The organism is Novosphingobium sp. BL-A-41-Hi4A-0G, assembly GCF_055521735.1.
This window is the reverse complement of the sequence record NZ_CM145501.1, coordinates 1,687,771-1,710,462: the sequence shown is the minus strand read 5'-3', so window position 1 is coordinate 1,710,462 and position 22,692 is coordinate 1,687,771. Positions and strand designations below refer to the sequence as shown.

Here is a 22,692-nt window from a genome sequence, read left to right as displayed (position 1 = left end):
GGCTGTGGCAATCGTACCAGTGTCCGCTTCGGGGCAGGCAGTGCAGTATGATTTCAGCGTATTATCTTCCAACGGCAACAATGTTGTTTTCTCGGGATATGCCACCAAGGGGAGCACGCTGACTGGCACCAGTGGAAGTTTTGATGCTCTTTGGGTGACGGGATATCGCAATTCGGCGGGTTCCTGGGTTGCGCTTGGGGCTGCCCAGCAGTTGTCCCAGACTGGAACGGCGACCTACAAGGAAAGTGGGACCGCTGGCGTATACTTCTTGAACTCGGCAACGGGCAAGTTCCAAGACGGCAATTACTATCAGCTCTCTGGTGGATCCAACACTGTCAATGCTGGCGGTTTCGACTTTGGCTTTTCGCCAGATGCTTCCTTCACCAGCAAGGAGGCTAGCAATATCGGCAATAACTATAAGATCAATAATCTCATTTATGCTACGCAGTTCTTCAACAGCTCTGGCGCACCTACCGATCCAAATGGCAATCCTGCCACGCCGCAGAATTCGGGTACCACGCCGACGGCTGCGCCAACCGCTTCAGTGCCCGAAATTGATGGCAGCAAGCTTGGGCTGCTCGCGTATGTCGCATTCGTTATGATGGCTGCCTTCCAGCTTCGTCAGCGTCTTGGTTCGCTGCGAGGCTTGTTCGGCAAGGGTGCCGCGCTCACGGCCTGAGATCGCCGCAAGTCAAATGAAATCGCCCTCCGGACATGGCGTACGGTCGGGCGATTTTGCTGTTTACGCTGCCTTTGTTCTTTTCCGTCGGCGGCCAATTGTCCGGCAAGGTTTCTGTGAGATCAGTTTTGCGCTTACTGCTGAAGGTACTTTTCGCATCAATGTTTCTGGTTCTGCCGGGGACTGCGGCGATTGCTGCGGACAAGGACCAGAAGTCTGCAGTGATCGCGACTTTTCCGAACGGCGAGATCACCACTGCGGATGTGGACACTGCTCTGGTCCGGATTGGCAATACCGGCGGTCAGCCACCTGCAAAGCTGCGGGAGCAGGTGACGAATTCACTGATCGCGGCCTATGCTGTCGAAGATCGCGTGACGAGCGGTGGCCGTCGTCCGCCGTCTATGATCGAGCGTCAGATCAGTGAGGCGCGACGCCAGATTCTGCTCGACTATTACCTTGGCATGCAGCTCGAAAAGCCTCAGCCTCCTGCGGAAGCCATTGATCAGGCCATTATCAGCCAGCCACAGCTGTTCGCGGGTCGGGCAACGTTCCGGTTCTTCCAATTCATTGTCATCACGCGGCAACCTTTTCAGGCCATCGCGGCCAAGCGCGAAGTCGATGCGTTGCGCGCTTCGGGAACCCCTTCGATCGAGCGCGTCAACGCGTTCAAGGCGCGGTTGCGCCAGCTTTCCATTCCCATGGCCGGGCAGCAGGTATTCCGCAGCAGCGAGGCCATGCCGCGTGAGATGCTGGGTACGCTCGAGGAGATGGCCCGTACGCGTGACTTCATCCGTATCCAGCAAGGTCAGGGTGCCTTCCGGATGATTGTCCTGCTTGACCGCTTTCCTGATCCTGTCGATCCCGAGGAGATGCGCATGCAGGTGGCCCAGGGCCTTGCAAATGCGCAGTTGCAGTCGGATCGGCAGCGCCTGATCGACGAATTGGCGGCGGCTGCGCTGAGGGACCTTCGGACCAAGGGCAAGGATGATGGCCAATTTGTGAACGTGATCGGCGATGTCGACAAGAACGTCGCAGCGCGTGCCGCGAAGGCGGGAAGTGATGGTTCGGTCCTGAACCTGTTCCGCAGTTATGGAACTCAGGCCAGTATCATCACGGGCAAGGGCCTGACCACGAACGTGCGAATCCAGCGTGCCTCGGCGCATCTGGGCATCCTGCTGGTAGCCGCGCCGTTCCTGCTGTGGGTTTGCGCGCGCTGGTATTTCTTCGTTCGGCGCAGGCTAAGGCGAAGAGGGCGCGGTTCCAAGCTGGATGGCTGGTCGTTGAACCGCTACCTCGTCGCGCTGTCGTCTGCTGGTGGCTGGGCCGCGACGTTGTGGATCCTCGGTTATGCCATTCCCGAGATTTTCCATGTTCTTAGCGTGCGAACCTTCGTCACAATAAGCGTCGGGGCGTTGCTGGTCGGCGGGGCGTTGGCATATGCCTGGAGCACGGTTTCGTTCCTTACGCATGAAGATCGGGTTCGTGCGCTCTGGCCGATACCACTCCTGCTGCCGATCATGTTCGCGGCCGCATGGTATCTTTAAGCAGATACTGCACGCCGGACAGCGCCGGTTTGTCATGATAACGCTACGGCGCTTGTCGTTGCTCGTATTCGCTGGGTCGGCACTATGGTCGGTCGCAGCGAGTGCGCAGGACAGTCGCGCTGGTCCGGCATGCCCGCTTGAAGTGCTGAAGGCCGAGCCGATCGACCGTTTGCCAATCGACCCTGCCTCGGTTCGCGGGCCCGACTTGCTGGATTTGATCAAGGACACTGGCGGCGATGTGGATGCTGCGCGGCGGAACAAGCTATCCGAAGCAGCACAGCAAGGGGACCCGCGAGCACAGGCTGCGTTGGGGTTGCTGTACGAGCGGGGGCTTGGCGTCGAGCAGGATTATGCGGAAGCTGCGAGATGGTATCGTGAGGCGGCGTCGCAGGGGATGCCCTTTGCCGAAGCCGCGCTGGCGGATCTCTTTGCCGAGGGTTTGGGCCTTCCCCCTTACCGATCCGAGGCTGTGAAGCTTTGGGCCCGGGCGGCGCGGGCAGGCATAGAGAGAGCAGGGGTCAATCTTGCGATCAGCCTGAAGTTCGGGCTGGGCGTTCCGCGGGATATGTCCGGCGCGCGTTGCCTGCTGGCGTTCTATGCCGAACGCGGCAACATCACGGCGCAGGTCTACCTTGGGGATCTGCTGGCCGATCCTGCTTCAGGACAAACGGACCTGGAAGCAGCGTTGCGCTGGTACAAGTCGGCGTCGCTGGCAGGTGATGCCATGGCGACGTACAATCTGGCCGTTATCCTGAGGACTGCGAAAGTCCCGGATCAGCAGCAGGGCGAGGTGCTTCAACTCCTCCACGCGGCGGCTGACAGAGGTGTGCCGGAAGCGGCCGCAGCGCTTGGCTTCCTGCATCTCGAGGGGAAAGTGGTTCCGCTCGATTTCGTTGAAGCACTGCGTTGGAGCCGACTTGCGGCCCAGCAGAAGAATAGTGAGGCAATGGTCAACCTTGGGCTCATCTATGAGCAAGGGCTCGGGGTCCGGAAGGATCTTTCGAGCGCGTTCATGTGGTTCGATCTGGCCGCAGGATTGGGATCGGCAGACGGCCGCAGCAATCTCGACAGGGTCATTCCTGCCATGTCGGAAAAGCAGATTGCCAAGGGGCGCAATGCCTCGGCCGCGTGTCGGACCGCTGAATATGGCGAGTGCTGACAAGGCTCCCGGGTGGCGCACCGAGCTTGGGCCAATCCTCCTACGACCTGACGCTGCTTGCGGAGATCGAGCATGACGAATTTCGGTGACGATTCCGGGGCGATGACGCCATTGTTGCCGACTCGTTCCAGATGGCAGGCGATCGTGCCGCCGGTGCTGGTCTTGCTGAGCTTGATCCCGGTGTACCTTGTCTGGCACGCCAATTTCGAGAACCGGATCACGCCTGAGGAGGGCATCAACCCGGTTCTTGTCCTGAAGTACTTTGCCAAAGCCAATGTCATCATTCTGGCGATGGTCTACTTCATGACCCGATTCCTGGCGCAGGAGCGGCGGCGGATCTATCCCTTGCGGCAACGGATGCGCTGGATCGGACTGTCAGCCGGTGCATTTGCGCTTTTCCTTGCCTTGCCGAGCCTGCTCTGCGGGCTGGGCACATGCCCTGGGCAGATGCATGGGACCGAAGCGGTGCTGGCGGTGCCGCTTCTGCTAGTCCTGGCCATGGCATGGGGTACGGCGCTGTCGCTCGCTCCGCCGGTAAGCTATTTTGCAGCGCCCCGGATTATCCATGCCTATGCAGGCATCTTCTGGCTCATCATCGCCGCGCAACTCGATATCTACGCTTTGATCGGAGACCGAATCTTCTACAAATTGCTGGCACTGACGATTGATATCAGCGCAGGGATCATCTGGATGATGACAGGTGATTTCCCGAGGGTCACGCAGGCAGGCCCGATGGCAAACCCGATCATGCACCTTGGCGACTTCTCGGTCCTTATCGCACCGTCATGTGCCGGTGCGCAGGGCATTACATTGTGCTTCGGGCTTATCGCGCTCTACATGTTTGCGGCGCGGACGCGGTTGCGGTTGAAGCGAGCAGCGATCCTGCTCGTTCTGGCCTGCATTTCCGTGTTCCTGTCGAACGCCTTGCGGATTGCCCTGCTCATACTCGTCGGCAAGTACCTTTCGGCCGAGGTTGCAGTAGGCGGGTTCCATTCGCATTTCGGTTTGTTGGCGTCACTGACAGTTACGTTCGGCTTCCTTTGGCTGATGCAATCGCCGTGGTTTTCGCGTGCGCCGGCATTCGCATCAAGCGATGCCGTTGAAGACGAGCCGTTGCCTTCGTCTCCTTCGCAAATGCCGCGCCTCGATTTCTCGATGCGACCGGCCGACGTGATCATGCTGCTTCCGCTTGCGGGCTTTCTCCTTGCAGGCATGGTGGTCGGACTTGCTTCCACCGAGTTCAACTGGCTCTATCCGCTGCAGGCGGTGGTCGGTCTTTTCATCGCATGGAAGTTCCGGGCGGTCGTCACCTCGGAGATCGCAAAGCGCATCCAGCCCATGGATATCCTTGGCGGGGTGGCGGTCTATCTGATCTGGCTGGCGCTTGTGCCTCTGGACATGGAGCGCAGCGACTTCATGCAGGAAGCGCTCGACAGTGCGCCGCCGATCCTTGCCGCGATCTGGATAGCGTTCCGACTTCTTGGCGCCACTTTGGTCACGCCCTTGTTCGAGGAGTTGGCATTCCGGGGTGGCTTGCAGCGTATGGCTGGCAGGGTCATCGTACTGCCGAATGTTCGTTACGCGTCGGCAGCCGTGTCGCTTACCGTCTCGACCGTGGCGTTCGCAGCCATGCATGGCGATTTCTGGGCGGCCGTGCTGGCGGGCCTGGTCTATGGCGGTCTTGCGTTGCGCCGAGGCTCAATCGCTCCTGCGTTCTACGCCCACGCCATTACGAACTTCCTGCTTTCGGTGCAGGCGATAGCCTGGGGGCAGTGGTCGTATTGGTGAGAGCGTAAACGCGACTCTGAAATGGCACTCTTTTGCAAAAGTGCGTGGCGTTTCTGAGGGGGCAATACCGGCAGTTAGGGTACTCCCTTGGCGGTGTGAACCGCCCCGGCTTTCCCGGAGGCATTTTCAATTGAGTCATGCGACCATATCGAGGGTCTCGTTGGCCGCATAGTAGTTGGCTTCGGCTTCGGCGGGTGGGATGTGCCCGATGGGTCCGAACAGGCGGTGATTGTTGAACCAGTCCACCCAGCGCAGCGTTGCCATTTCCACGGCCGATGCGCTCGGCCATGAGCGCTGCCGCCAGATGACCTCGGCCTTATAGAGACCGTTGATGGTCTCGGCCAAGGCGTTGTCATAGCTGTCGCCGACGCTGCCCACAGACGGCACGAGGTTGGCTTCGGCCAGACGCTGCGTGTAGTTCATCGCCAGGTATTGAACGCCCCTGTCGCTGTGGTGGATCAAGCCATCATCTGGACTTGGCCTGCGGGCATGGATCGCCTGCTCCAGGGCATCCAGTACGAAGCCCGCCGTGGCGCTGGTGCTGACCTTCCAGCCCACAATCCGGCGGGCGAAGGCATCGATCACGAACGCGACATAGACGAACCCGGCCCAGGTATGGACGTAGGTGAAGTCGACCACCCACAGCGCATTGGGCCGGCTGACGCGGAACTCGCGGTTGACCTTGTCCAGCGGGCACGGTGCCTTGGGGTTGCTGATGGTCGTCACCGTCGTCTTGCCCCGGCGCACGCCTGCCAGGCCCATGGTGCGCATCAGCCGCTCGACGGTGCACTTGGCCACCTTGATCCCCTCGCGGCGCATCTGGTGCCAGACCTTGCGGGCACCATAGAGGCCAAAGCTGTTCTCGTGGACGCGCTTGATCGCCTCGCGCATCTCGTCATCGCGCCGGACACGGGCGGGGCGCCTGCCGGGATCGGCAAGGCGGGCGGCATATTCGTGGTAGGAGGAAGGGGCGATTGCCAGTTCCCGGCAGATCGGCTCGATACCCAATTCCTTCCGGTGAGCGTCGATGAACGACATCACCATTTGCCGTGGCGGTCGAGCTCCGCCTGCGCAAAATATGCCGAGGCTTTGCGAAGGATCTCGTTGGCCCGGCGCAGTTCCTTGACCTCGCGCTCCAGGGCCTTGACCCGATCACGATCACTGACAGCCTGCGCCGCTGGCCCTGCTCGTCGGCTCGCCTCCTCACGGCACCAGCGGCGCAGTGTCTCGGTCGTGCAGCCAACCTTCCCGGCGATCGACGTCATCGCCGCCCACTCCGACGGGTAATCTCCCCGGTGCTCCTCCACCATCCGCACCGCACGGTCGCGAAACTCAGGCGAGAACTTGTTCCTTGTAGCGCTCATCGTGGCTCCTTCTCACAGATAGGAGCCTCCGGGAAAGCCGGGGCGGTTCAGAGGCTACCCAACAGCGTGCCCTTTGCGTCAATCAATCTCGAATTTTTCATGGGCATTGCCACTGCAGTGCTCGCACGTAGAGGCTGGGGCCCCAACTGGCTACTGATCCCAAGTGCGGGCGTGTTCGCGCTATGGCTGGCCCTCGGGGCAGACCGGAGCATGTCCCCGATCGTTGGGATTGCGTTTGGAGTTGCAATGCAACCTGTCATCCGCATGGAACGCCGAATGGCTATCTCTGTTCCAGCTTGGCTGACCTTTCTAGGCACAGCTTCTTACGCCTTATATCTCGTGCACAATCCTGCGATATCAGCAGCCGCTCGCTTGTCACCATCAAATCCCTATGCGGTGTTTGGCATCGGGACTTTACTCGGCACTGTAGCCGGGATCTTCTATTATTGGTTGATTGAGCGCCATGTTATTGGCAAGTCATCGCGCCACTCATCCACTCCTAAGGTTACTGCAGGAATGGGGGCATGAATTTCAGCGCAATAGCGTTTTCCAATCATGCTGGATTATAGCCGCGCGATCGGAATGTGTTGGTGCATTCTTCAGGTGTGAAGATGTCGACGAGCTTGCCGATGAGGCTTCATAGGCCGGAGACGGTTATTTCGTCTGCCGTACGGATCACTCTCTGAGCCGTGATGGCACACTCTCGAAGGTTTTGAAGTTGCGACTTTAGGGTGGAAGGAAGCGTGGTGTTGCACCCCAAGCTGTCCATGATCATAACGTCGTCAGGCTGTAGTTTTGATATCGATACCCACACGACATACGCTTCGAACCAGTCACTATTGAGCGGACCATGCGCTGCGTTGTTTCAGGACGTCTGTGCGGTCTTACATGATCTGACGGGCCCGCTCTTTTGCGTGTGATGCTGCGGCGATTAAGGAATGGCCTCAAGGTCCGATTCGGATCTGAAAGTCTTGGGAAAACGCTCCAATGAAAAATGCCGGAGGCGGATTATCGCCCCCGGCATTTTTTTGATCAGCTGATGGCTGCCGTCAGAACGGCAGGCGCACCATGATCCGGACTTCACCGCCCGTCAGGCCGTCTTCAGCCGTCGAGGATGTGCCGTACTCCGCAGTCAGTTCCGTCCCATCGATGTTGGCGGTGACACCGCCTGCCAGCGACAGGTTGTTCTGCTTCGAAGTGGCATGGCGAAGCGTGTAGGTGCGGGAGAGCAGGTCGCTGTAAGCCATGACCTGATCGTAGTTCCCGCTGACGTGATGACGCAGGTCAGCGCGCAGCATCGGCTTGAGACGGCCCCAGTCATAGGACAGGTTGGTCTCCATCCGCAGGCTTGCGGTGAGGTTCTGCGTGGTCTGCTTGGCGTCATTGTAGGTCAGCGCATACGGGCTGGACGATGTTTCGCTGAACCCGTCGAGGCTGGCCCTCATGTAGTCATAGCGGACTTTTCCGGCGACGAGGATTGCACCCACCGGCTTTTCGACCGAGACGGCTGCAGATCCAAACGTCACGTTGCCCTTGCGGGAGAAGCCGGCGAAGCTGGCATCGGAGGTGACGTAGCGCCTTCCGCCAAGATCGACCCAGGTGCCACCGACCGCAAGGTCGACAAACACGGACTTGACGGGGTTGATGCTGGCATAGCCCATGGCCGACTTGGCATTGTCCGACGTGCGCGAACCGTGCGTGCCGATCGTGCTCTTGTTCCAGCCATAGCCGAACGCCGCACCGGCAATGACCTTGGGACCGACCTGAACGTCGAAGCCGAATGTCACTGCATCAGCGTTGAAGTGATGGATGTCGTCGGTTGCACGGTCGATCGAGCCTGCTGACCAGGCAGCGATCTTGGGTGCGTTGTCGTCGCAGACCACAGCGGTGGGCTTGGCCTTGGCCGATACCTTATCGTCCGCAGAAGCGGCCGAGGGCTGGCTGCTGGCGTTTGCGCCGGTGGTGTCGGTGACGCGCAGTTCGTTGTTAGCACCGCAGCGAAGACCGCCGTGCAGGCTTTCCATGTGGCGCATGGCGTTGTTCAGCTGACCCTGCGCAAAGCGCGAGGAGGTGCTGAACTGGCTGGCCACGATACCGCGGACTTCCGGATCGAGAGTCGGATCAGGCCGCTCGCGAATGGTGAAGACGTAGGTACGAGTGCCGTAGTTGCCTTGCGAGTCCACCGCGCGGACGGTGAACGTATAGGTGCCACTGGCCAGGGTCTTGCCGCTGATCACGCCGGTCGACGGGTTCAGCGTCAGGCCGGAGGGCAGCGAACCAGAGTCCAGCGAGTAAACGTAACCCGTGCCCGACCCGCCTGTGGCGACGACGGGCGAGGAGTAGTTGATGCCCTGCGTCGGCGATTCAAGCGACTGGGGGCCGAGGTTGAGGAGCGCGCCAGGCGCGATGACGATGGAGTAATCGTGGGTCTGGTAGTTGCCAGCGGAATCCACGACGCGAGCCGTGAAGTTGTAGGTGCCCGGCGTTGTCGGGGTGCCAGTGATGGCACCGGTGTTCGCGTCAAGCGTCAGGCCCGCCGGGAGAACTCCGGACGTCAGGGAGTACACGTATCCCGTGCCGGTTCCGCCCGATCCCGCGAGGGTCTGGCTATAGGCCGTGCCGTTCGTGCCGTTGGGCAGCGATGCCGGTCCGAGGGTCAGTACCTGGCCCGGATCGATGACAAGCGTGTAGCGCTTGGTCGCCGAACTGCCATAGCGGTCGGTGCAGGTGACGGTGAAGTCATAGCTGCCTGCCGAGGTCGGCGTTCCGCTGACGGTTACGCCATCAAGCGTGAGGCCAGCAGGCAAAGCACCTGCGGTCACGGTGCAGGTGTAGGGACCGCTACCGCCGGTCGGTACCAGCGTCTGGGAGTATGGCGTGCCATTCGTGCCATTGGGCAGCGAAGCCGGTCCGATGGCGAGCGTTGCGGCATTGACCTGAATGGTGCCGGTCAGCGTCGTGACGAAGCCGGTTGATGTGTCGGTAATGTCGTAAGTGAAATTGAAGGTACCGGTTGCGGTCGAGGTGCCCGTGATCTGCGCAGTTGCGCCACCGTTGTCGAGTGTCAGGCCTGCAGGCAGGGCGCCACTCGTCAGAGTGTAAGTGTACGGACCGGTGCCCGACGGGGTGATCGCGGTCGAGGAATAGCTTGTGCCGACCGTGGTGGTATCGTTGATCGTGGCGGGATTGACCGAGAGGCTGCATGCGCCACCCGGACCCGCCGTCATATTGACTGACAAGTTGAAGGTGCCGACGTTGGCATTGCCATCCGTGATCGTGACCGTGAACGGGAATGACCCGTTGGTGTTGTCGCAGCTCACGCCGCTGAGCACGCCTGCGGTGGAAAGCGACAGGCTCGTGGGCAGAGACCCACTGGTCAGCGCGAATGTGTAGCTGGGCGTACCGCCGCTCAGACGATCCTTGATGTCAAAGCTGTAGGCGACTCCGCGCTGTGCTGCGGGAAGGGAAAGGTCATTGATCGTCATGCCACCGCTGGTTGCACTGCCCGCCAGGGCAGGCGATGCGGTGGTTGTCATGGCGACGAACGCGGCGAATAACAGCAGAAGTATCTGCCGTATCGTGCGCGCCGCAAAACGCGTTCGATCGAGTTGCATGGTTACCCCGTGTTTTTGGCCCCGCGTTCAAAAGACACAGGACGCAGTTGAAGGTAACAGTGCGGTAGGCTGGCGTTGGGAACACCGAAATCATCACGATGGGCTACGGCATATTGCTATCGACCTATAGTTCGAGTGGTCAGAACCCTTGAGCGGAATGCCGTGAGCTATATCCCTTACGGTTGCGGCGCTGCTGCCCGAGTTTCTTTATGATCCCTTGACTGCCGAACGGAGAATTCATCGCCCGTGTTTTTCTGATAACTAACGATATAATGGCAACAACCTTAGGTTGGAGGAACTCTCGTTCGGGGCCGTGTTCCAAGGCTTCGTCCGGGCGTCATTGCCCAGTAATCTCTCGTCAAAAAAATAATGTTTTCGTAGCAAACTTAGCGCATTCCGAGGCGTTCTGATTGCTCTATCCGTCGCGACGAGACGCGCAACGGTCGGTGAATTTCACCTGCCGTGCGGTAGCCGTGGTTCTGCGTCGGACAGGCAAATCTCATCCCCCGAGCTTGACTGCAAAGCATTGCAATCAATGAAGCATGGTCCGGGCTGTCCGGTCCTCGTTCCGTCGGGTCTCCCGTCACGGGCGGCGCCCTTTCCGGGGTCGCTGCACTTCCTGAAATGACAGATAGCCGTCCCATCTACGTCCTTCTGACCGCGAATGCGGCCTGGAACGTCTGGAACTTCCGCAGGCCGGTAGTCGAGGACGTTCTGGCCAGAGGCGGGCGGGTCACCGTTGTTGCGCCCCTGGATCATGCGGTCGACAGGCTTCGCTCCATCGGCTGCGAAACCGTGGCACTCGATATGAACGTCAAGGGCCTCAATCCTTTGACGGATTTTGCCCTGATGCGCCAATTGCGCGCAGCCTTTGCTGCCGCAAAACCGGATGTGGTGCTGAGTTACACCATCAAGAACAACATCTTCGGAGCTCTAGCCGCAAAGCCGCTTGGCATTCCGTTCGTGCCCAACGTGCCGGGTCTGGGCACCGCGTTCCTGTCCGGGCCTTTGCTGCGCTACCTTGTCGAGAATCTCTACCGCACCGCATTCGACGGGTTGCCTGTCGTCTTCTTCCAGAACAGCGAGGATCGCGGGCTGTTTCTTGACCGTCGGCTGGTTCGCGAAAGTCAGGCGCAGGTGCTTCCCGGTTCCGGGATCGATCTCGAACACTTTGCGCCCGTGCCGTTGCCGGGAGGGGATGCGCCTGTCTTCCTGCTCATCGCCCGGATGTTGCGAGACAAGGGCGTGCTTGAGTTCGTGGAGGCAGCAAGAATTTTGCGTCAGGCCGTGCCTGCCGCGCGGTTCCAGTTGCTCGGCCCTGCCGATTCAGCAAATCGCTCGGCCTTCGATGAAAGCACCGTGCGTAGTTGCCCGATGGCGCACCTTGCCGCCAATCTTGAGCGTCCAGCGTGCATCGGTGTCCTTCTGCGCGGCCTTGTTCGGTTCATCGGGCCAGATATCCTTCGCACTCTTGCCCGACTTGATCGCCTCGCGTTCACCCTCGGTATTTCGCTGCTTGGGCGCGGGCACCAGCGAGGCATCGACAATCTGCCCTGACATCGGGATGTAGCCCTTCTTCTGGAGTTGCCAGTCGAAGGCCTTCATCACCCGCTTGAGGGTTCCGGTCTCGGTCAGGCGATTGCGAAAATGTCGGATCGTGTTCTCGTCCGGCGTCCGGTCCCCGAGCGACAGCCCAAGGAAGCGCAACCAACTCAGCCGATCCCGGATCATGAACTCCATCCGTGCATCCGACAGGTTGTGCTGCGCCTGAAGGATCAGCGCCTTGAACATCATAACCGGATCGAACGGCGGCCGCCCGCCCTTGGCACCATCGCCGTAGCCGAGCCCTTCGACCAACCAGCCCCGGAAATATTCAAAGTCCACCGTCTGCTGCAGAACCTCGAGCTGATCGCCGTCCTTGCTCAAGGCTTCAAGATGATCGCTCAAACTGAACAGGGACTTCGGATCCACCACGGCTCTCCATGATCGCTCTCGATCAATGAATCACCATCGACACCGAAACTCCATCGGTTTTTGCGGGTGTCCAGCTGGGCATTCTCGTCCTTGAGCGCCCGCAGCCGCTTTGCGTCCGATACCTCGAGCCCACCATACTTGGCCTTCCAGTTATAGATCGTCGCTTCCGAAACGCCGTGCCGCCGAGCCAGGTCAGCGGTCTTCGCACCCGCCTCCGCTTCCTTCAGTACGCCAATGATCTGCTCTTCCATGAACCTCGTTCGCTTCATCTGTCCGTCCTTCCAATGGCCGGACTCTAATCGAACTTGGAGAAAAATCAGGGGGTCACGTCACAGGTCATACGCTGCGATACATGCGGTTGAGCGCGCCGGCAAAGTCCAGGCCCTCGCGCTGGCAAACGTACCACAGCTTGCGGAAGAAGTGGGTCAGCCTCTCGTCGCCATCGGAGCGCGTGGCGGCGTGGAAGGTTACCTCGAACTCTATCCCGTCGTCACCAAGGCTGACGATGTCGATGCCCGGCGCCGGTTCCTGAAGGATCAAGTCCACGGCGCCCAGAGCCCGTTCTATGGCGGCGCTGGCACGGGCAGGGGGTACCGAGTAGGCGAACTTCACACGTACGCTCTGGCCGAAAGGCCGGATGTCGGTGTTGATCACCATGAATTGCGCCTTGGCGAGTTCGGAGTTCGGGAAGACGACAAGGTGTTCGTCGTCCAGCGTCTGGACCGTGACGGAACGCTAGTCCATCTGCAGGATCCGCCCGGCGACTCCGTCACTCACGATCAAGTCACCTTCCTTGAAATGGCGGTCGGAGATCAGCGAGATGCCGACAAACAGGTCCGACACGGTATCCTGCAGCGCAAGCCCCAGCACGACCGAACCGACCCCAGCGCTGCCAGCACGTTGCCTAGATCGACGCCCCAGAACGAAGGCTGCGGCCACCAGCACGATGATCAGGCGCAGGAGGTCGAGGATGAGCGCAGGGATGCGGCATGCCCATTTGGCTTAAAGCATGCCCGAGTGCACGGCCGCATTGATTGCGGCAAGGAGTGATGCAGGCCGATGGTCTGATTGGTGCTGCGCTGTGGCGATGGTCGAGCATCTGGGCGTCGATTCACCGCCCATTATCGGTGATGATGCTTGCTTGTCCACGCCCGCGCTGGGTCATGATGCAGGCATCGCTGGCGCCTGCATCTGCGGGGAAAGGGTGCATGTAGGCAGGCGGAACGTGCCGCGAGCTTGAGGGTTGGGACCAATCCGGATCCTCGCGCAAAAAATCCCGCAAACCCGGTTGACCGACCCGTCGGGCAAGGTTAGGAGCGCGGCCTGCCCAGCGGAACTAACCACTCCGCACTGACGGGCAAGCCATGGGGCGGAGTAGCTCAGCTGGTTAGAGCAGCGGAATCATAATCCGCGTGTCGGGGGTTCGAGTCCCTCCTCCGCTACCGTCCGTATGCAGCCATATGGTTCTGCATGGCGCCGTAGACGACCGTTCGATCAGCAAGAATGCTTGGAAATCCGGCGGATTTCGATGAGTTACCCGTCCACAACAAGCTGGATGCGTCCGCATGTAGCCAGCGTTTCGTGGGGGTATTTTGGGGGTACTTTTCGCTACCCGCGCCCTTGTACGATACCCCCAAGTCCACAGCGCAGAGATTTGCGTAATTCTCAGGCGAAATCAGATATCTGATTCGAGCGGACTTTGTCGCCATTGCGACAGGCAGCGTTTCAAAGGTCCTTGTTTTCCGCTCGAATGTGGGTCCCGCAGTGGGAACCACTCAGCTGTAGTAAGCTCCAAATGCAATTCGACCTCCGGCCCATATTTGTAGTCATGCGAGGGCGCTTTCGACAACCATGGCATCCGACGACCAGATCAAGCCATTCAGCAGTTGCGGCGTGAAGACCCGTTCATGCTACGCCGTGGCGCTATCTGAAATTGCCGAAACGGCATAGGTGTGAGATGCAGCCTGCCCCCGGCAATTGGTAGGATGGCGAAGCTATGGCGAGGATTCTCAAGGCCATCATGGGCGGTGGCGCCGCAACGCTTGCAGCAGCCGCAGGGCTGGCTGCGTTCACCGCATGGAACGGCAAGCGCGCCGAAGAGCTGGTGCCACCCGATGGGCAGTTCGCCGATGTGAAGGGCGCTCGTCTGCACTACCTCGCCGTTGGGGAAGGACCACCGATCGTGCTGGTACACGGTCTTGGCGGCCAGCTGCGCAACTTCACGTATGCCTTGAGCGAACTTCTCTCGCCGCACCATCGGCTCATCCTGGTCGATCGGCCGGGATCGGGATATTCGACCTACCTTGATGACGGCCAGCGTGGTCTTGCTGCGCAGGCGAGGATGATTGTCGAGCTGATGGACCAGCTCGGGCTGGATCGGCCATTGGTGGTCGGACATTCGCTTGGTGGTGCGATTGCTCTGGCGATGGCGCTTGATAATCCCGGCAAGATTGGCGGCCTTGCGCTGCTCGCACCGCTCACCCAGCCCATTGAGACTATCCCGCAAGTGTTCAAGGCGCTTGATCTCAAGTCGCCCATTGCACGCTCGGTGCTGGCCTGGACGCTGGCAGCGCCCGGAGGGCGCCTCGGCGCAGATGCGGCGAATGCCCAGGTTTTCGGCCCCGAACCTTTCCCTGTCGATTTCGAAACGCGGGGCGGCGCGGCGCTGACCCTGCGCCCCGAGGCATTCGTCGCGGCTTGCGGCGATGTCGAGGCGGCTCGCGGAGAGATGGCGGGCATTGCCGCACGCTATGGCGAGCTGTCGATCCCGGTCGGGGTCATGTTTGCGAAAGGCGACCTCCTGCTGGATCCTTCCGTACACGGCCAGCCGACCGTTGCCGCGATTGAGGGTGCCGAACTCAAGCTGATCGAAGGTGGGCATATGTTTCCGCTCACACAGCCCCTGATCACTGCTGACTGGATCATGGAACGCGCCAAGACCTGACTTTGCATCACCCCAGGAACACCGGGGAGTGCGAAGTACATGTTGCCGATGTAAATTGCAGTAGCCGGCTCGACGCGGCCTATGCCGTTTTCAGGGCTGGTGTTGAAAGAGTGCTCGCCGACATTGCATGAAAAAGGCCCCCATTGCGCGCCTTTCGCCGTGCAACGGGAGCCATTCTTTGGCAGTTCTCAGTCAAGCTTGAGCCGCTTGGCTTGCTTTTCGAGCGTCTCTATTCCTTGCCGGAACGCTTCAGGTCATAAGCGCCGAGGCCGGGCTTGAAGGTCTTCTCGTCGATGAACTGCCGGGTGGCTTCCTTGCGGCCTTCGTTGTCGAACGAGTTGGCCGCCTCCTGGGTGCGGATCAGGTAGTCCTGTGCGTTGTCGTAGGTCATTTCGCGCACGCGGCGGATTGCCCACTTGGTGGCCCGCAGGGCCTGCGGGTTCTTGCCAAGCAGCACATTGGCGATTTCCGTAACGCGCGCCTTGAGCTGGTCCGCCGGCACCGCCTCGTTGACTAGGCCCCATTCGGCAGCCTTCTTCCCGTCGACGTTCTCCCCCATCATGCCGTGGTACATGGCGTTCCGGAAACCGGTGAGCTCTGCAATGACCTTGCTCGCGCCGCCACCGGGCAGAATGCCCCAGTTGATCTCCGAAAGCCCGAATTGGGCATCCTCTGCCGCGACCGCCAGATCGCAGGCAAAGAGCGGACCGTAGGCACCGCCGAAGCACCAGCCATTGATCATCGCGATGGTCGGCTTTTCGAACCAGCGAAGGCGCTCCCACCAGCTGTAGGCTTCCCGCTGGGCGCCCCGGATCGCACCGAGACCCTTCTCCTCGTTCTCGCGGAAGTATTCCTTCAGGTCCATGCCAGCGGACCATGACGTGCCTTCGCCGGTCAGCACCAGGACGCCGACATCGTCGCGGAATTCCAGATCTTCGATCACGCGCTTCATCTGGCGGTTGAGCTTGGGGCCCATGCAGTTCCGCTTCCCGGGACGCGCAAACGAAACCCATGCAATGCGATTTTCGACAACGCAGGTCACAGTATCTGCTTCGGCACGTTCCGACATGGCATTCCCTTTCATTTCTGTGTACGATGTTTATGATAAATATAGGAAAAAATGCTATTAAACATAGCAATAAAGGTGCAGATGAAGCCCTCTCAAGCCATACTTGCCAGTCACGTGGGACTTACCGGATTACCGGGCTACGCGCTGCGCCGCGCGGCCAATGCCATGATGGCCGATCTCGCGGGACGCCTGGCCGACCTTGATCTGCGCATCTCGGACTCGGCGGTATTGCAGGTCGTCGGCGAAAAGACCGGCATGACATCAAGCGAAATCGGGACGATCCTCGAAATCCAGCGGGCCAACATGGTGCCGATCCTGGATCGGCTCGATGCCGCCGGATTGATTCGACGCGAGCCGATCGACCGCAAATCGCAGGCCATCGTGCTCACCGCGCGCGGGCGCGACATGCTGGCGGAAATTCGCTGCGTGGTGCAGAAGTTCGAGGACGACCTGATGGCACGCATTCCCGCGCGCCACCGGCCCCATTTTCTCCCGGCACTCCGCGCCCTGATGGACTGAGAAGCGTCCGAGCAGTTTGGATATGGCGACAGCATCGACCGGTCAGATCGGGAAGTGGCCAGGCTGGGTCTCGATCGTGACCCAGCGGGTTTCCGTGAAGCTGTCGATGCCCTGCTTGCTGCCGAAGCGGCCATAGCCCGAAGCACCGACGCCGCCGAAGGGCATCTGTGCTTCATCGTGAACCGTCGGCCCGTTGATGTGGCAGATGCCCGAGTGGATGCGCCGGGCAATGGTCAGGCCCTTGGCGATGTCCTTCGTGAACACGGCGGCAGACAGGCCGTACTGGGTGTCGTTGGCGAGTTCGACCGCATGATTGGCATCACGCGCCCGGATCACCGCCACCACCGGACCAAAGCTCTCGTCGCGGTAGAGGTTCATGGCGGACGTCACCCCGTCGACGACGGTTGCAGACATCACCACGCTGGTGCCCTTGCCGCCAGCGATCACGCGGGCACCCTTGGCTACGGCATCGTCGATCAGGCTGTTGACATGATCGATGGTCTTCCGATCGACCACGGCGCCAAGCGGCGTATTGCCTTCGCGCGGATCGCCGGCAAGCAGCGTTGCCGCCTTTGCCGCAAAGCGCTCTGCAAAGGCATCGGCCACCGCGTCGACCACGATGATCTGCTCCGTGCTCATGCAGATCTGGCCCTGGTTCATGAAGGCGCCGAACGCGGCCGCCTTCACCGCCTCGTCGAGATCGGCATCGTCGAGGACCAGCAGCGGTGCCTTGCCCCCCCATTTCGAGCGTGAACCGCTTGAGGCTCTCGACAGCAGTATGGCCGATTGCCTTCCCGGTTGCGGTCGATGCCGTGAACGAGACTTTGGCGATCAAGGGATGGGCCGCAAGCGCCTGCTGGTCACGACGGAACAGGGCCGCCTAGACGTTTCGCCCGGGCAGATCCTGCTGTTGCATCGGGGCATGCGTTTCCGCGTCGAGCTGCCAGACGGCGCCGCGCGCGGATACGTTTGCGAAAACCACGGGGCGTTGTTCCGACTTCCTGATCTCGGCCCGATCGGCGCGAATGAGGGGGCGCTGGAGACCCTGCCCAGATCATCGCTTGCCTCGATTACGGCGACCGAGAAGCCAGCCGCTCGGATTGAATGGAGGGCGCGTAGCCCGGCGAGACCGGCGCCTGCGATCAGAATATCAACAGCGGTGTGTATCTGGTTTTCGGGCGTCTACAATCAGATACCGATGCGGCGAAAGAAGTATCAACATATACGTTGATATTGCTCTTTCAGGCTTTGGTTCAGGGCCAGATTCCTGGGCGTTTCTGGTTAATTCAACACTTATGTTGACTAACGCGTCCTTGACCGATAGCCATGCTCCCCGCAGATCAGACCAATCGAGGATGTCGGCGATGCAATTTGAGGCCCGGAACGACGAAAGAGCTGAACGGCATCGCGACTGTCACCTTGAACCGGCCGCGCACCGGCAATGCTATCACGGTTCAGCTTCGCGACGAGTTTGATCGGGTGATAGTCAATCTCGATCATGACGAGAAGGCGCGTCTGCTCGTGATTAAGGCCGACGGTGCCTATTTTGGAACCGGTTATGCTCTCAAGGAATTCTGCGACAGCGCGATCAACGCCGTGCATCGCCGCCCGCAACGCCGCCCGCATCGCCGCCATCCATTCTTGTGGCGGCGCGATTTTCAGCTTTCACGCGAGCGGTGGATGCGCTTGTTTCGCCTGCGCCAGTGCACATTCGCTGTCGTTCATCGACGCTGCGCAGCGGGCTTTATGACAGGGCAGGTGCTTTATGTGGCCGGAGGGCCGCGCGGATGAAGGCTGCAACTGGAACTTCCGCGAGTGATCGCGTAGTCGGCGGTGCATGATGAAAGATGGCAAGCCGATGATGGCACACTCCGAAAGTGGTATTGGCAAGCGGCGCACGGCGGCGCGCGAGGATTCCAGCGTCTCGCATCAGCAACGCCGCAAGGAAATCAGCGAGGCGGCGATCCGGGTGTTCAACCGGATGGGCTTCCAGCGGGCGAGCATGACTGCCGTCGCAGCCGAACTCAATATCGACCGCGCTTCGCTCTATTACTACATTTCGTCGAAGGAGGAGCTGTTCGACGAGATCGTCCGCACCGTGGTCGAGCGCAACGTGGCACTGGCGCTGAAAATCCAGGCAAGCGACATGCGCCCGCGGCGCAAGCTCAGCGACCTGATCATCGCGCTCATGTCGTCCTACGGCGAGCACTATCCGCTGATGTATATCTACATCCGCGAAAACCTCAGCAATGTCAGCGACAAGCGCTCCGAATGGTCGCTCTACATGCGCGATCTCAACCGGCAGATGTCCGATGCGGTGATCGCGATCATCGAGCAGGGTTATGCCGACAAGTCGTTCCGCAATGTCGGTTCGCCCAAGGTTGTGGCCTATGGCGTGCTTGGCATCGTCGGGTGGACGCACCGCTGGTTCCGACCCGCGGAAAGCGATGTCAGCGCCGAGGAAATCGGCAAGATCTACGCAGAGATGGTGCTGGCTGGGCTGGAATCGCCCTATTGACGGCTACCGGCGTCCTGCACGGCAAGACGGCGGTCGTCACCGGCGCCGGGCAGGGGATCGGCCGGGCCAGTGCCGAACGCTTTTCGCGCGAGGGAGCGCGTGTGCTGGCGGTCGATATCAATGCGGCTGCCCTCGCATCGCTTGAAGCGGCCTGCGGGTGCGAACCATTTGCCTTTGATCTGACGGATGGCACCGCGATCGGAACCTTCGCGCGGGCGGCGGGCGCGGTGGACATCGCGTTCCTCTGCGCGGGGACTGTGCCGTATGGCACAGTGCTCGATTGCAGCGATGCGGATTGGGAACACGCGTTCGACCTCAATGTCACCGCCATGTTCCGCATGATCCGCGCGCTGCTCCCGGCAATGATCGCGCAGGGAGGCGGGGCGATCATCACGATGTCCTCGGTCGCCAGTTCGGTGCGCGGGGTGCCGGACCGGTTTGCCTATGCCGCAACCAAGGCGGCGATCATCGGCATGACCAAGGCGCTGGCGGCAGACCACGCCGCACAAGGCATCCGCGCCAACGCGATCTGCCCCGGCACGATCGAGACACCAGCGCTCGAAGCGCGGATGCAGGCAATCGGTAACTATGCAGCGACCCGCGCGGCCTTTGCCGCGCGCCAGCCGCTCGGCCGGTTCGGCCAGGCTGACGAGATCGCCAGCCTTGCGCTCTATCTGGCGAGCGATGCGGCCCGTTTCACCACCGGGCAGTGCCACATAATCGACGGCGGCTGGTCGAATTGATGGCGTTCATGCTTGCATAATACCCACCAGTATGGTTTCTATCCAATGAGAATCTTGAGAGAGCTGCGGGGGCTTGTCCCGCTGGGGTGAGCGCTTTGGGCGATGTCGGTTCCTTCCTGGCGGGTGTGAAAGTCCTCGATCTTTCGCACTACATTTCAGGGCCGATCGCGAGCCAGATTCTGGCGGACATGGGTGCCGAAGTGGTGAAGATCGAGCCGCCAGCGGGCGACGGGATGCGCGATCTGGGGCCGCGTGATGCCGCTGGCGAGCCGGTGTTCTATGCCAGCCTCAACGCAGGCAAATCGCTGCGTCAGCTTGATCTCAAGTCCGCATCCGGGCGCAGTGCGCTGGAGGGCCTGCTGGCCGATGCCGATGTGCTGATCGAGGGCTTCCGCCCCGGTGTCATGGCGCGGCTCGGGTTTGATTACGCCGTGCTGGCGGCGCGCCATCCGGGGCTGATCTATTGCTCGATCAGCGGGTACGGCACCGAGGGACCGCTGGCCGAAGCGGCGGGCCATGATGGCAACTATCTGGCGCAAAGCGGCATTCTGGACCGCAATGGCCGCGACGCGCCGGTGTTCTTCGACCCGCCGATAGCGGACACCGCGGGCGCGCTCTATGCGGCGATTGCCATCCTCGGTGCGCTCAACGCGCGGCAGCGGACGGGTGAGGGGGCGCATATCGAGCTTGGCCTTGCCGATACGCTGATGCCGCTGCAGGCGATGCAAGTGGCCGAATGGGGCGCCAACTGCACCGTGCCAAAGCGGGGATCGACCTACCTCAACGGAGCGGCGGCCTACTACAACATCTACCCGACAGCTGATGGGCGCCATGTGATGCTGGGGCCGGTCGAGCCCCGCTTCTGGCGCAACTTCTGCGCGGCGGCAGATCGGCCGGACTGGACAGCGCGGCAGGGTGATCCGCTGCCCCAGACGAACCTGATTGCAGACGTCACCGCGTTCTTTGCCGGCCGCACCCTGAGCGAGATCGAGGCACAGTTCGCCAGTGCGGATTGCTGCCTTTCGCCCGTTCTCGATCTCGGCGAAGCACTTTCATCAGAGCAGGTGCGTGCACGCGGCCTCGTCCAGCGCCGCGATGGCGCACTGCAGACCTTGTTCCCCGCCACCTTCAACGGCCAGCGCACCGCCCTGCGTGCGCCGCTGCGCCGGGAACCGGATGCATGACGCGCGAACTGGATGTGGTTGTGGTCGGCGCCGGGTTCGCCGGGCTCTATGCGCTGCACAAGCTGCGCGGGCTGGGGTTTGCCGTCCACGCATTCGAGGCTGCTGACGATGTTGGTGGGGTGTGGCACTGGAACCGCTATCCCGGCGCGCGCTGCGATGTTGAAAGCCTGCAATACAGCTATTCGTTCGATGATCCGCTCCAGCAGGAATGGGTCTGGTCGGAGCGCTATGCGCAGCAGGGCGAGATCCTTGCCTACCTCGACCATGTGGCCGACCGGTTCACCTTGCGACCGCTGATTGCGTTCGGAACGCGGGTCACCTCGGCGCATTTCGATCCGGCGGCGGACCGCTGGCATGTGCATACGGATCGCGGCGATACGGTCACCGCGCGCTTCTGCGTCATGGCAAGCGGATCGCTCTCAGCCTCGCGCCTCCCGGATATTCCGGGGATCGAGACGTTCGCAGGGCAGGTCCTGCACACCGGGGCATGGCCGCGTGACGGCGTGGACTTTGCCGGCAAGTCCGTCGCAGTCATCGGCACGGGATCGTCGGGCGTGCAGGCCATTCCGCAGATCGCCCGCTCGGCAGAGCGGCTGGTCGTCCTCCAGCGCACGCCCAACTTCGTGGTGCCAGCGCGCAACCAGCCGCTGAGCGATGAGAAACAGGGCGCATGGAAGGCAGCCCACGGCGAATACCGGGCGAAGGCGCGGCAGGTCGGCACGCTCTATGATTTCAGCCAGACCCCGGCGCTGTCCGTCAGTGCCGAGGCGCGCGAGGCGGAATATCGCAGCCGGTGGGAGCTGGGCGGGGTCAACTTCGTCCATGCCTTCAGCGATATCATGACCGATCCGGCAGCCAACCAGACCGCCGCAGACTTTGTCCATGCCCGCATCCGCGAACTGGTTGCTGATCCGGAGACAGCGGAAATGCTGTGCCCGCGCGGCTATCCGCTGGGGGCCAAGCGCATCTGCGTCGGCTCGGACTACTACGAGACCTTCAACCGGCCCCACGTCACGCTGATCGATCTGCAGGCGAGGCCCGTCACGGCGATCGGCGGGTATGCCATCCACCTTGCCGACGCCGCGCTGCCGGTCGATGTGATCGTCTGCGCCACGGGCTATGACGCGCTGACCGGTGCCTTGGCGCAGATCGACATTCGCGGCCGCAGTGGCGCGGCGCTGAGCGCCAGATGGGCCGATGGTCCGCGCAATTATCTCGGCCTGATGACGGCGGATTTCCCCAACATGTTCATCGTGACCGGCCCCGGCAGCCCCTCGGTGCTGGTCAATATGGTCGTCGGCATCGAACAGCACATCGATTGGATCGCGGCGTGCATCGCGCATCTGGACCGCGCCGGTGCCACGCGGATCGAGCCTGAACCCGAGGCCGAAGCGGCGTGGGTCCAGCAGGTCAACGATGCAGCGGCTGAGACGCTCTTCGTGCAGGCGAACTCCTGGTATCTCGGGGCCAATATTCCCGGAAAACCCCGTGTTTTCATGCCCTTTGTTGGCGGCATCGGCCGCTACCGGGCGATTTGCGACGAAGTTGCGGCCAGCGGCTACGCCGGCTTTCGGATAACGAGTGGAGACTGAC

The 22,692-nt window shown here is 61.3% G+C and carries 18 protein-coding genes, 1 tRNA gene, 5 pseudogenes and 1 other annotated feature; of the genes and pseudogenes, 15 read left to right on the top strand and 9 right to left on the bottom strand.

Annotated elements, in window-relative coordinates; translation table 11 throughout:
- The first annotated feature begins 40 nt into the window (after positions 1-40).
- From ACZ1JX_RS08290 to xrtE, 4 genes are all read left to right on the top strand, one after another.
- Positions 41-679: a hypothetical protein gene (locus ACZ1JX_RS08290; RefSeq protein WP_465126245.1), complete on the top strand. Its 639-nt coding sequence runs from the start codon at positions 41-43 to the stop codon at positions 677-679.
- A 35-nt stretch (positions 680-714) separates the two neighbouring features.
- Positions 715-2,223 carry a hypothetical protein gene (locus tag ACZ1JX_RS08285; protein WP_465126244.1) on the top strand — a complete coding sequence of 503 codons (1,509 nt, stop codon included), beginning with the start codon at positions 715-717 and terminating at the stop codon, positions 2,221-2,223.
- 142 nt (positions 2,224-2,365) lie between these two features.
- Positions 2,366-3,382, top strand: coding sequence for a tetratricopeptide repeat protein (locus ACZ1JX_RS08280; RefSeq protein ID WP_465126243.1), 1,017 nt, complete (start codon positions 2,366-2,368; stop codon positions 3,380-3,382).
- A 72-nt stretch (positions 3,383-3,454) separates the two neighbouring features.
- Positions 3,455-5,170: an exosortase E/protease, VPEID-CTERM system gene (gene xrtE / locus ACZ1JX_RS08275; RefSeq protein WP_465126242.1), complete on the top strand. Its 1,716-nt coding sequence runs from the start codon at positions 3,455-3,457 to the stop codon at positions 5,168-5,170.
- Between the two features lie 135 nt (positions 5,171-5,305).
- Here xrtE and ACZ1JX_RS08270 read toward each other — a convergent pair.
- Positions 5,306-6,534, bottom strand: a protein-coding gene (locus ACZ1JX_RS08270) for an IS3 family transposase (protein WP_465123188.1) whose coding sequence is annotated in 2 segments (ribosomal slippage) — positions 5,306-6,246 and positions 6,246-6,534 — 1,230 coding nt in all. Because the reading frame shifts where the segments join, the coding sequence is not laid out codon by codon here.
- Positions 6,139-6,253 (bottom strand) — a sequence feature (AL1L pseudoknot). It overlaps the preceding gene by 115 nt.
- A 246-nt stretch (positions 6,535-6,780) precedes the next feature.
- Here ACZ1JX_RS08270 and ACZ1JX_RS08265 point away from each other — a divergent pair.
- Positions 6,781-7,062, top strand: a complete 282-nt coding sequence (locus tag ACZ1JX_RS08265) for a hypothetical protein (RefSeq protein WP_465126241.1) — start codon at positions 6,781-6,783, stop codon at positions 7,060-7,062.
- Positions 7,063-7,087: 25 nt separating this feature from the next.
- On the opposite strand, the pseudogene ACZ1JX_RS08260 reads toward ACZ1JX_RS08265, so the two are convergent.
- Together ACZ1JX_RS08260 and ACZ1JX_RS08255 are read right to left on the bottom strand one after the other, a co-directional pair.
- Positions 7,088-7,384 (bottom strand): annotated as a pseudogene (locus ACZ1JX_RS08260) (IS630 family transposase); the annotation flags it as partial.
- A gap of 199 nt (positions 7,385-7,583) precedes the next feature.
- On the bottom strand, positions 7,584-10,070 hold the full coding sequence (locus ACZ1JX_RS08255) for a putative Ig domain-containing protein (protein WP_465126240.1): 2,487 nt from the start codon (positions 10,068-10,070) through the stop codon (positions 7,584-7,586).
- A gap of 702 nt (positions 10,071-10,772) precedes the next feature.
- Here ACZ1JX_RS08255 and ACZ1JX_RS08250 point away from each other — a divergent pair.
- Positions 10,773-11,234, top strand: a pseudogene (locus ACZ1JX_RS08250) (glycosyltransferase); the annotation flags it as partial.
- A gap of 240 nt (positions 11,235-11,474) precedes the next feature.
- Here ACZ1JX_RS08250 and ACZ1JX_RS08245 read toward each other — a convergent pair.
- The 4 genes and pseudogenes from ACZ1JX_RS08245 to ACZ1JX_RS08230 form a co-directional block, all read right to left on the bottom strand.
- The gene (locus ACZ1JX_RS08245; RefSeq protein ID WP_465126239.1) at positions 11,475-12,119 is read right to left on the bottom strand and encodes a transposase; all 645 of its coding nucleotides are present in this window, start codon (positions 12,117-12,119) and stop codon (positions 11,475-11,477) included.
- Positions 12,120-12,193: 74 nt separating this feature from the next.
- A pseudogene (locus tag ACZ1JX_RS08240) lies at positions 12,194-12,391 on the bottom strand (transposase); the annotation flags it as partial.
- A 67-nt stretch (positions 12,392-12,458) separates the two neighbouring features.
- Positions 12,459-12,779 (bottom strand): hypothetical protein, encoded by a 321-nt coding sequence (locus ACZ1JX_RS08235; protein WP_465126238.1) that lies wholly within the window; start codon positions 12,777-12,779, stop codon positions 12,459-12,461.
- Positions 12,780-12,857: 78 nt separating this feature from the next.
- Positions 12,858-13,061: a mechanosensitive ion channel domain-containing protein gene (locus ACZ1JX_RS08230; RefSeq protein ID WP_465126237.1), complete on the bottom strand. Its 204-nt coding sequence runs from the start codon at positions 13,059-13,061 to the stop codon at positions 12,858-12,860.
- A gap of 429 nt (positions 13,062-13,490) precedes the next feature.
- Here ACZ1JX_RS08230 and ACZ1JX_RS08225 point away from each other — a divergent pair.
- Positions 13,491-13,564, top strand: a tRNA-Met gene (locus tag ACZ1JX_RS08225).
- Between the two features lie 554 nt (positions 13,565-14,118).
- Positions 14,119-15,066 carry an alpha/beta fold hydrolase gene (locus ACZ1JX_RS08220; protein ID WP_231624930.1) on the top strand — a complete coding sequence of 316 codons (948 nt, stop codon included), beginning with the start codon at positions 14,119-14,121 and terminating at the stop codon, positions 15,064-15,066.
- Between the two features lie 229 nt (positions 15,067-15,295).
- Here ACZ1JX_RS08220 and ACZ1JX_RS08215 read toward each other — a convergent pair whose 3' ends face one another.
- Positions 15,296-16,135 carry a p-hydroxycinnamoyl CoA hydratase/lyase gene (locus ACZ1JX_RS08215; protein ID WP_465126236.1) on the bottom strand — a complete coding sequence of 280 codons (840 nt, stop codon included), beginning with the start codon at positions 16,133-16,135 and terminating at the stop codon, positions 15,296-15,298.
- Between the two features lie 81 nt (positions 16,136-16,216).
- Between ACZ1JX_RS08215 and ACZ1JX_RS08210 the strand changes: the two genes are divergently transcribed.
- Entirely contained in the window at positions 16,217-16,654 is a 438-nt protein-coding gene (locus tag ACZ1JX_RS08210) for a MarR family winged helix-turn-helix transcriptional regulator (RefSeq protein ID WP_231624932.1), read from the top strand.
- A 42-nt stretch (positions 16,655-16,696) separates the two neighbouring features.
- Here the strand turns inward: ACZ1JX_RS08210 and ACZ1JX_RS08205 are convergent.
- Positions 16,697-17,504 (bottom strand): annotated as a pseudogene (locus ACZ1JX_RS08205) (aldehyde dehydrogenase family protein); the annotation flags it as partial.
- Here ACZ1JX_RS08205 and ACZ1JX_RS08200 point away from each other — a divergent pair.
- From ACZ1JX_RS08200 to ACZ1JX_RS08175, 6 genes and pseudogenes are all read left to right on the top strand, one after another.
- Positions 17,505-17,681 (top strand): annotated as a pseudogene (locus ACZ1JX_RS08200) (homogentisate 1,2-dioxygenase); the annotation flags it as partial. It abuts the pseudogene before it with no gap.
- A 299-nt stretch (positions 17,682-17,980) separates the two neighbouring features.
- Positions 17,981-18,445 (top strand): enoyl-CoA hydratase-related protein, encoded by a 465-nt coding sequence (locus ACZ1JX_RS08195; RefSeq protein ID WP_082364532.1) that lies wholly within the window; start codon positions 17,981-17,983, stop codon positions 18,443-18,445.
- A gap of 46 nt (positions 18,446-18,491) precedes the next feature.
- Positions 18,492-19,172: a TetR/AcrR family transcriptional regulator gene (locus tag ACZ1JX_RS08190; RefSeq protein WP_156309605.1), complete on the top strand. Its 681-nt coding sequence runs from the start codon at positions 18,492-18,494 to the stop codon at positions 19,170-19,172.
- The gene (locus ACZ1JX_RS08185) at positions 19,169-19,915 is read left to right on the top strand and encodes an SDR family oxidoreductase (RefSeq protein ID WP_465126235.1); all 747 of its coding nucleotides are present in this window, start codon (positions 19,169-19,171) and stop codon (positions 19,913-19,915) included. Before ACZ1JX_RS08190 ends, ACZ1JX_RS08185 begins: the two co-directional genes overlap by 4 nt.
- A gap of 86 nt (positions 19,916-20,001) precedes the next feature.
- Entirely contained in the window at positions 20,002-21,099 is a 1,098-nt protein-coding gene (locus ACZ1JX_RS08180; RefSeq protein WP_082364531.1) for a CaiB/BaiF CoA transferase family protein, read from the top strand.
- Positions 21,096-22,691 carry a flavin-containing monooxygenase gene (locus tag ACZ1JX_RS08175; protein WP_465126234.1) on the top strand — a complete coding sequence of 532 codons (1,596 nt, stop codon included), beginning with the start codon at positions 21,096-21,098 and terminating at the stop codon, positions 22,689-22,691. The genes ACZ1JX_RS08180 and ACZ1JX_RS08175 overlap by 4 nt, the downstream gene beginning before the upstream one ends.
- Position 22,692: the final 1 nt, after the last annotated feature.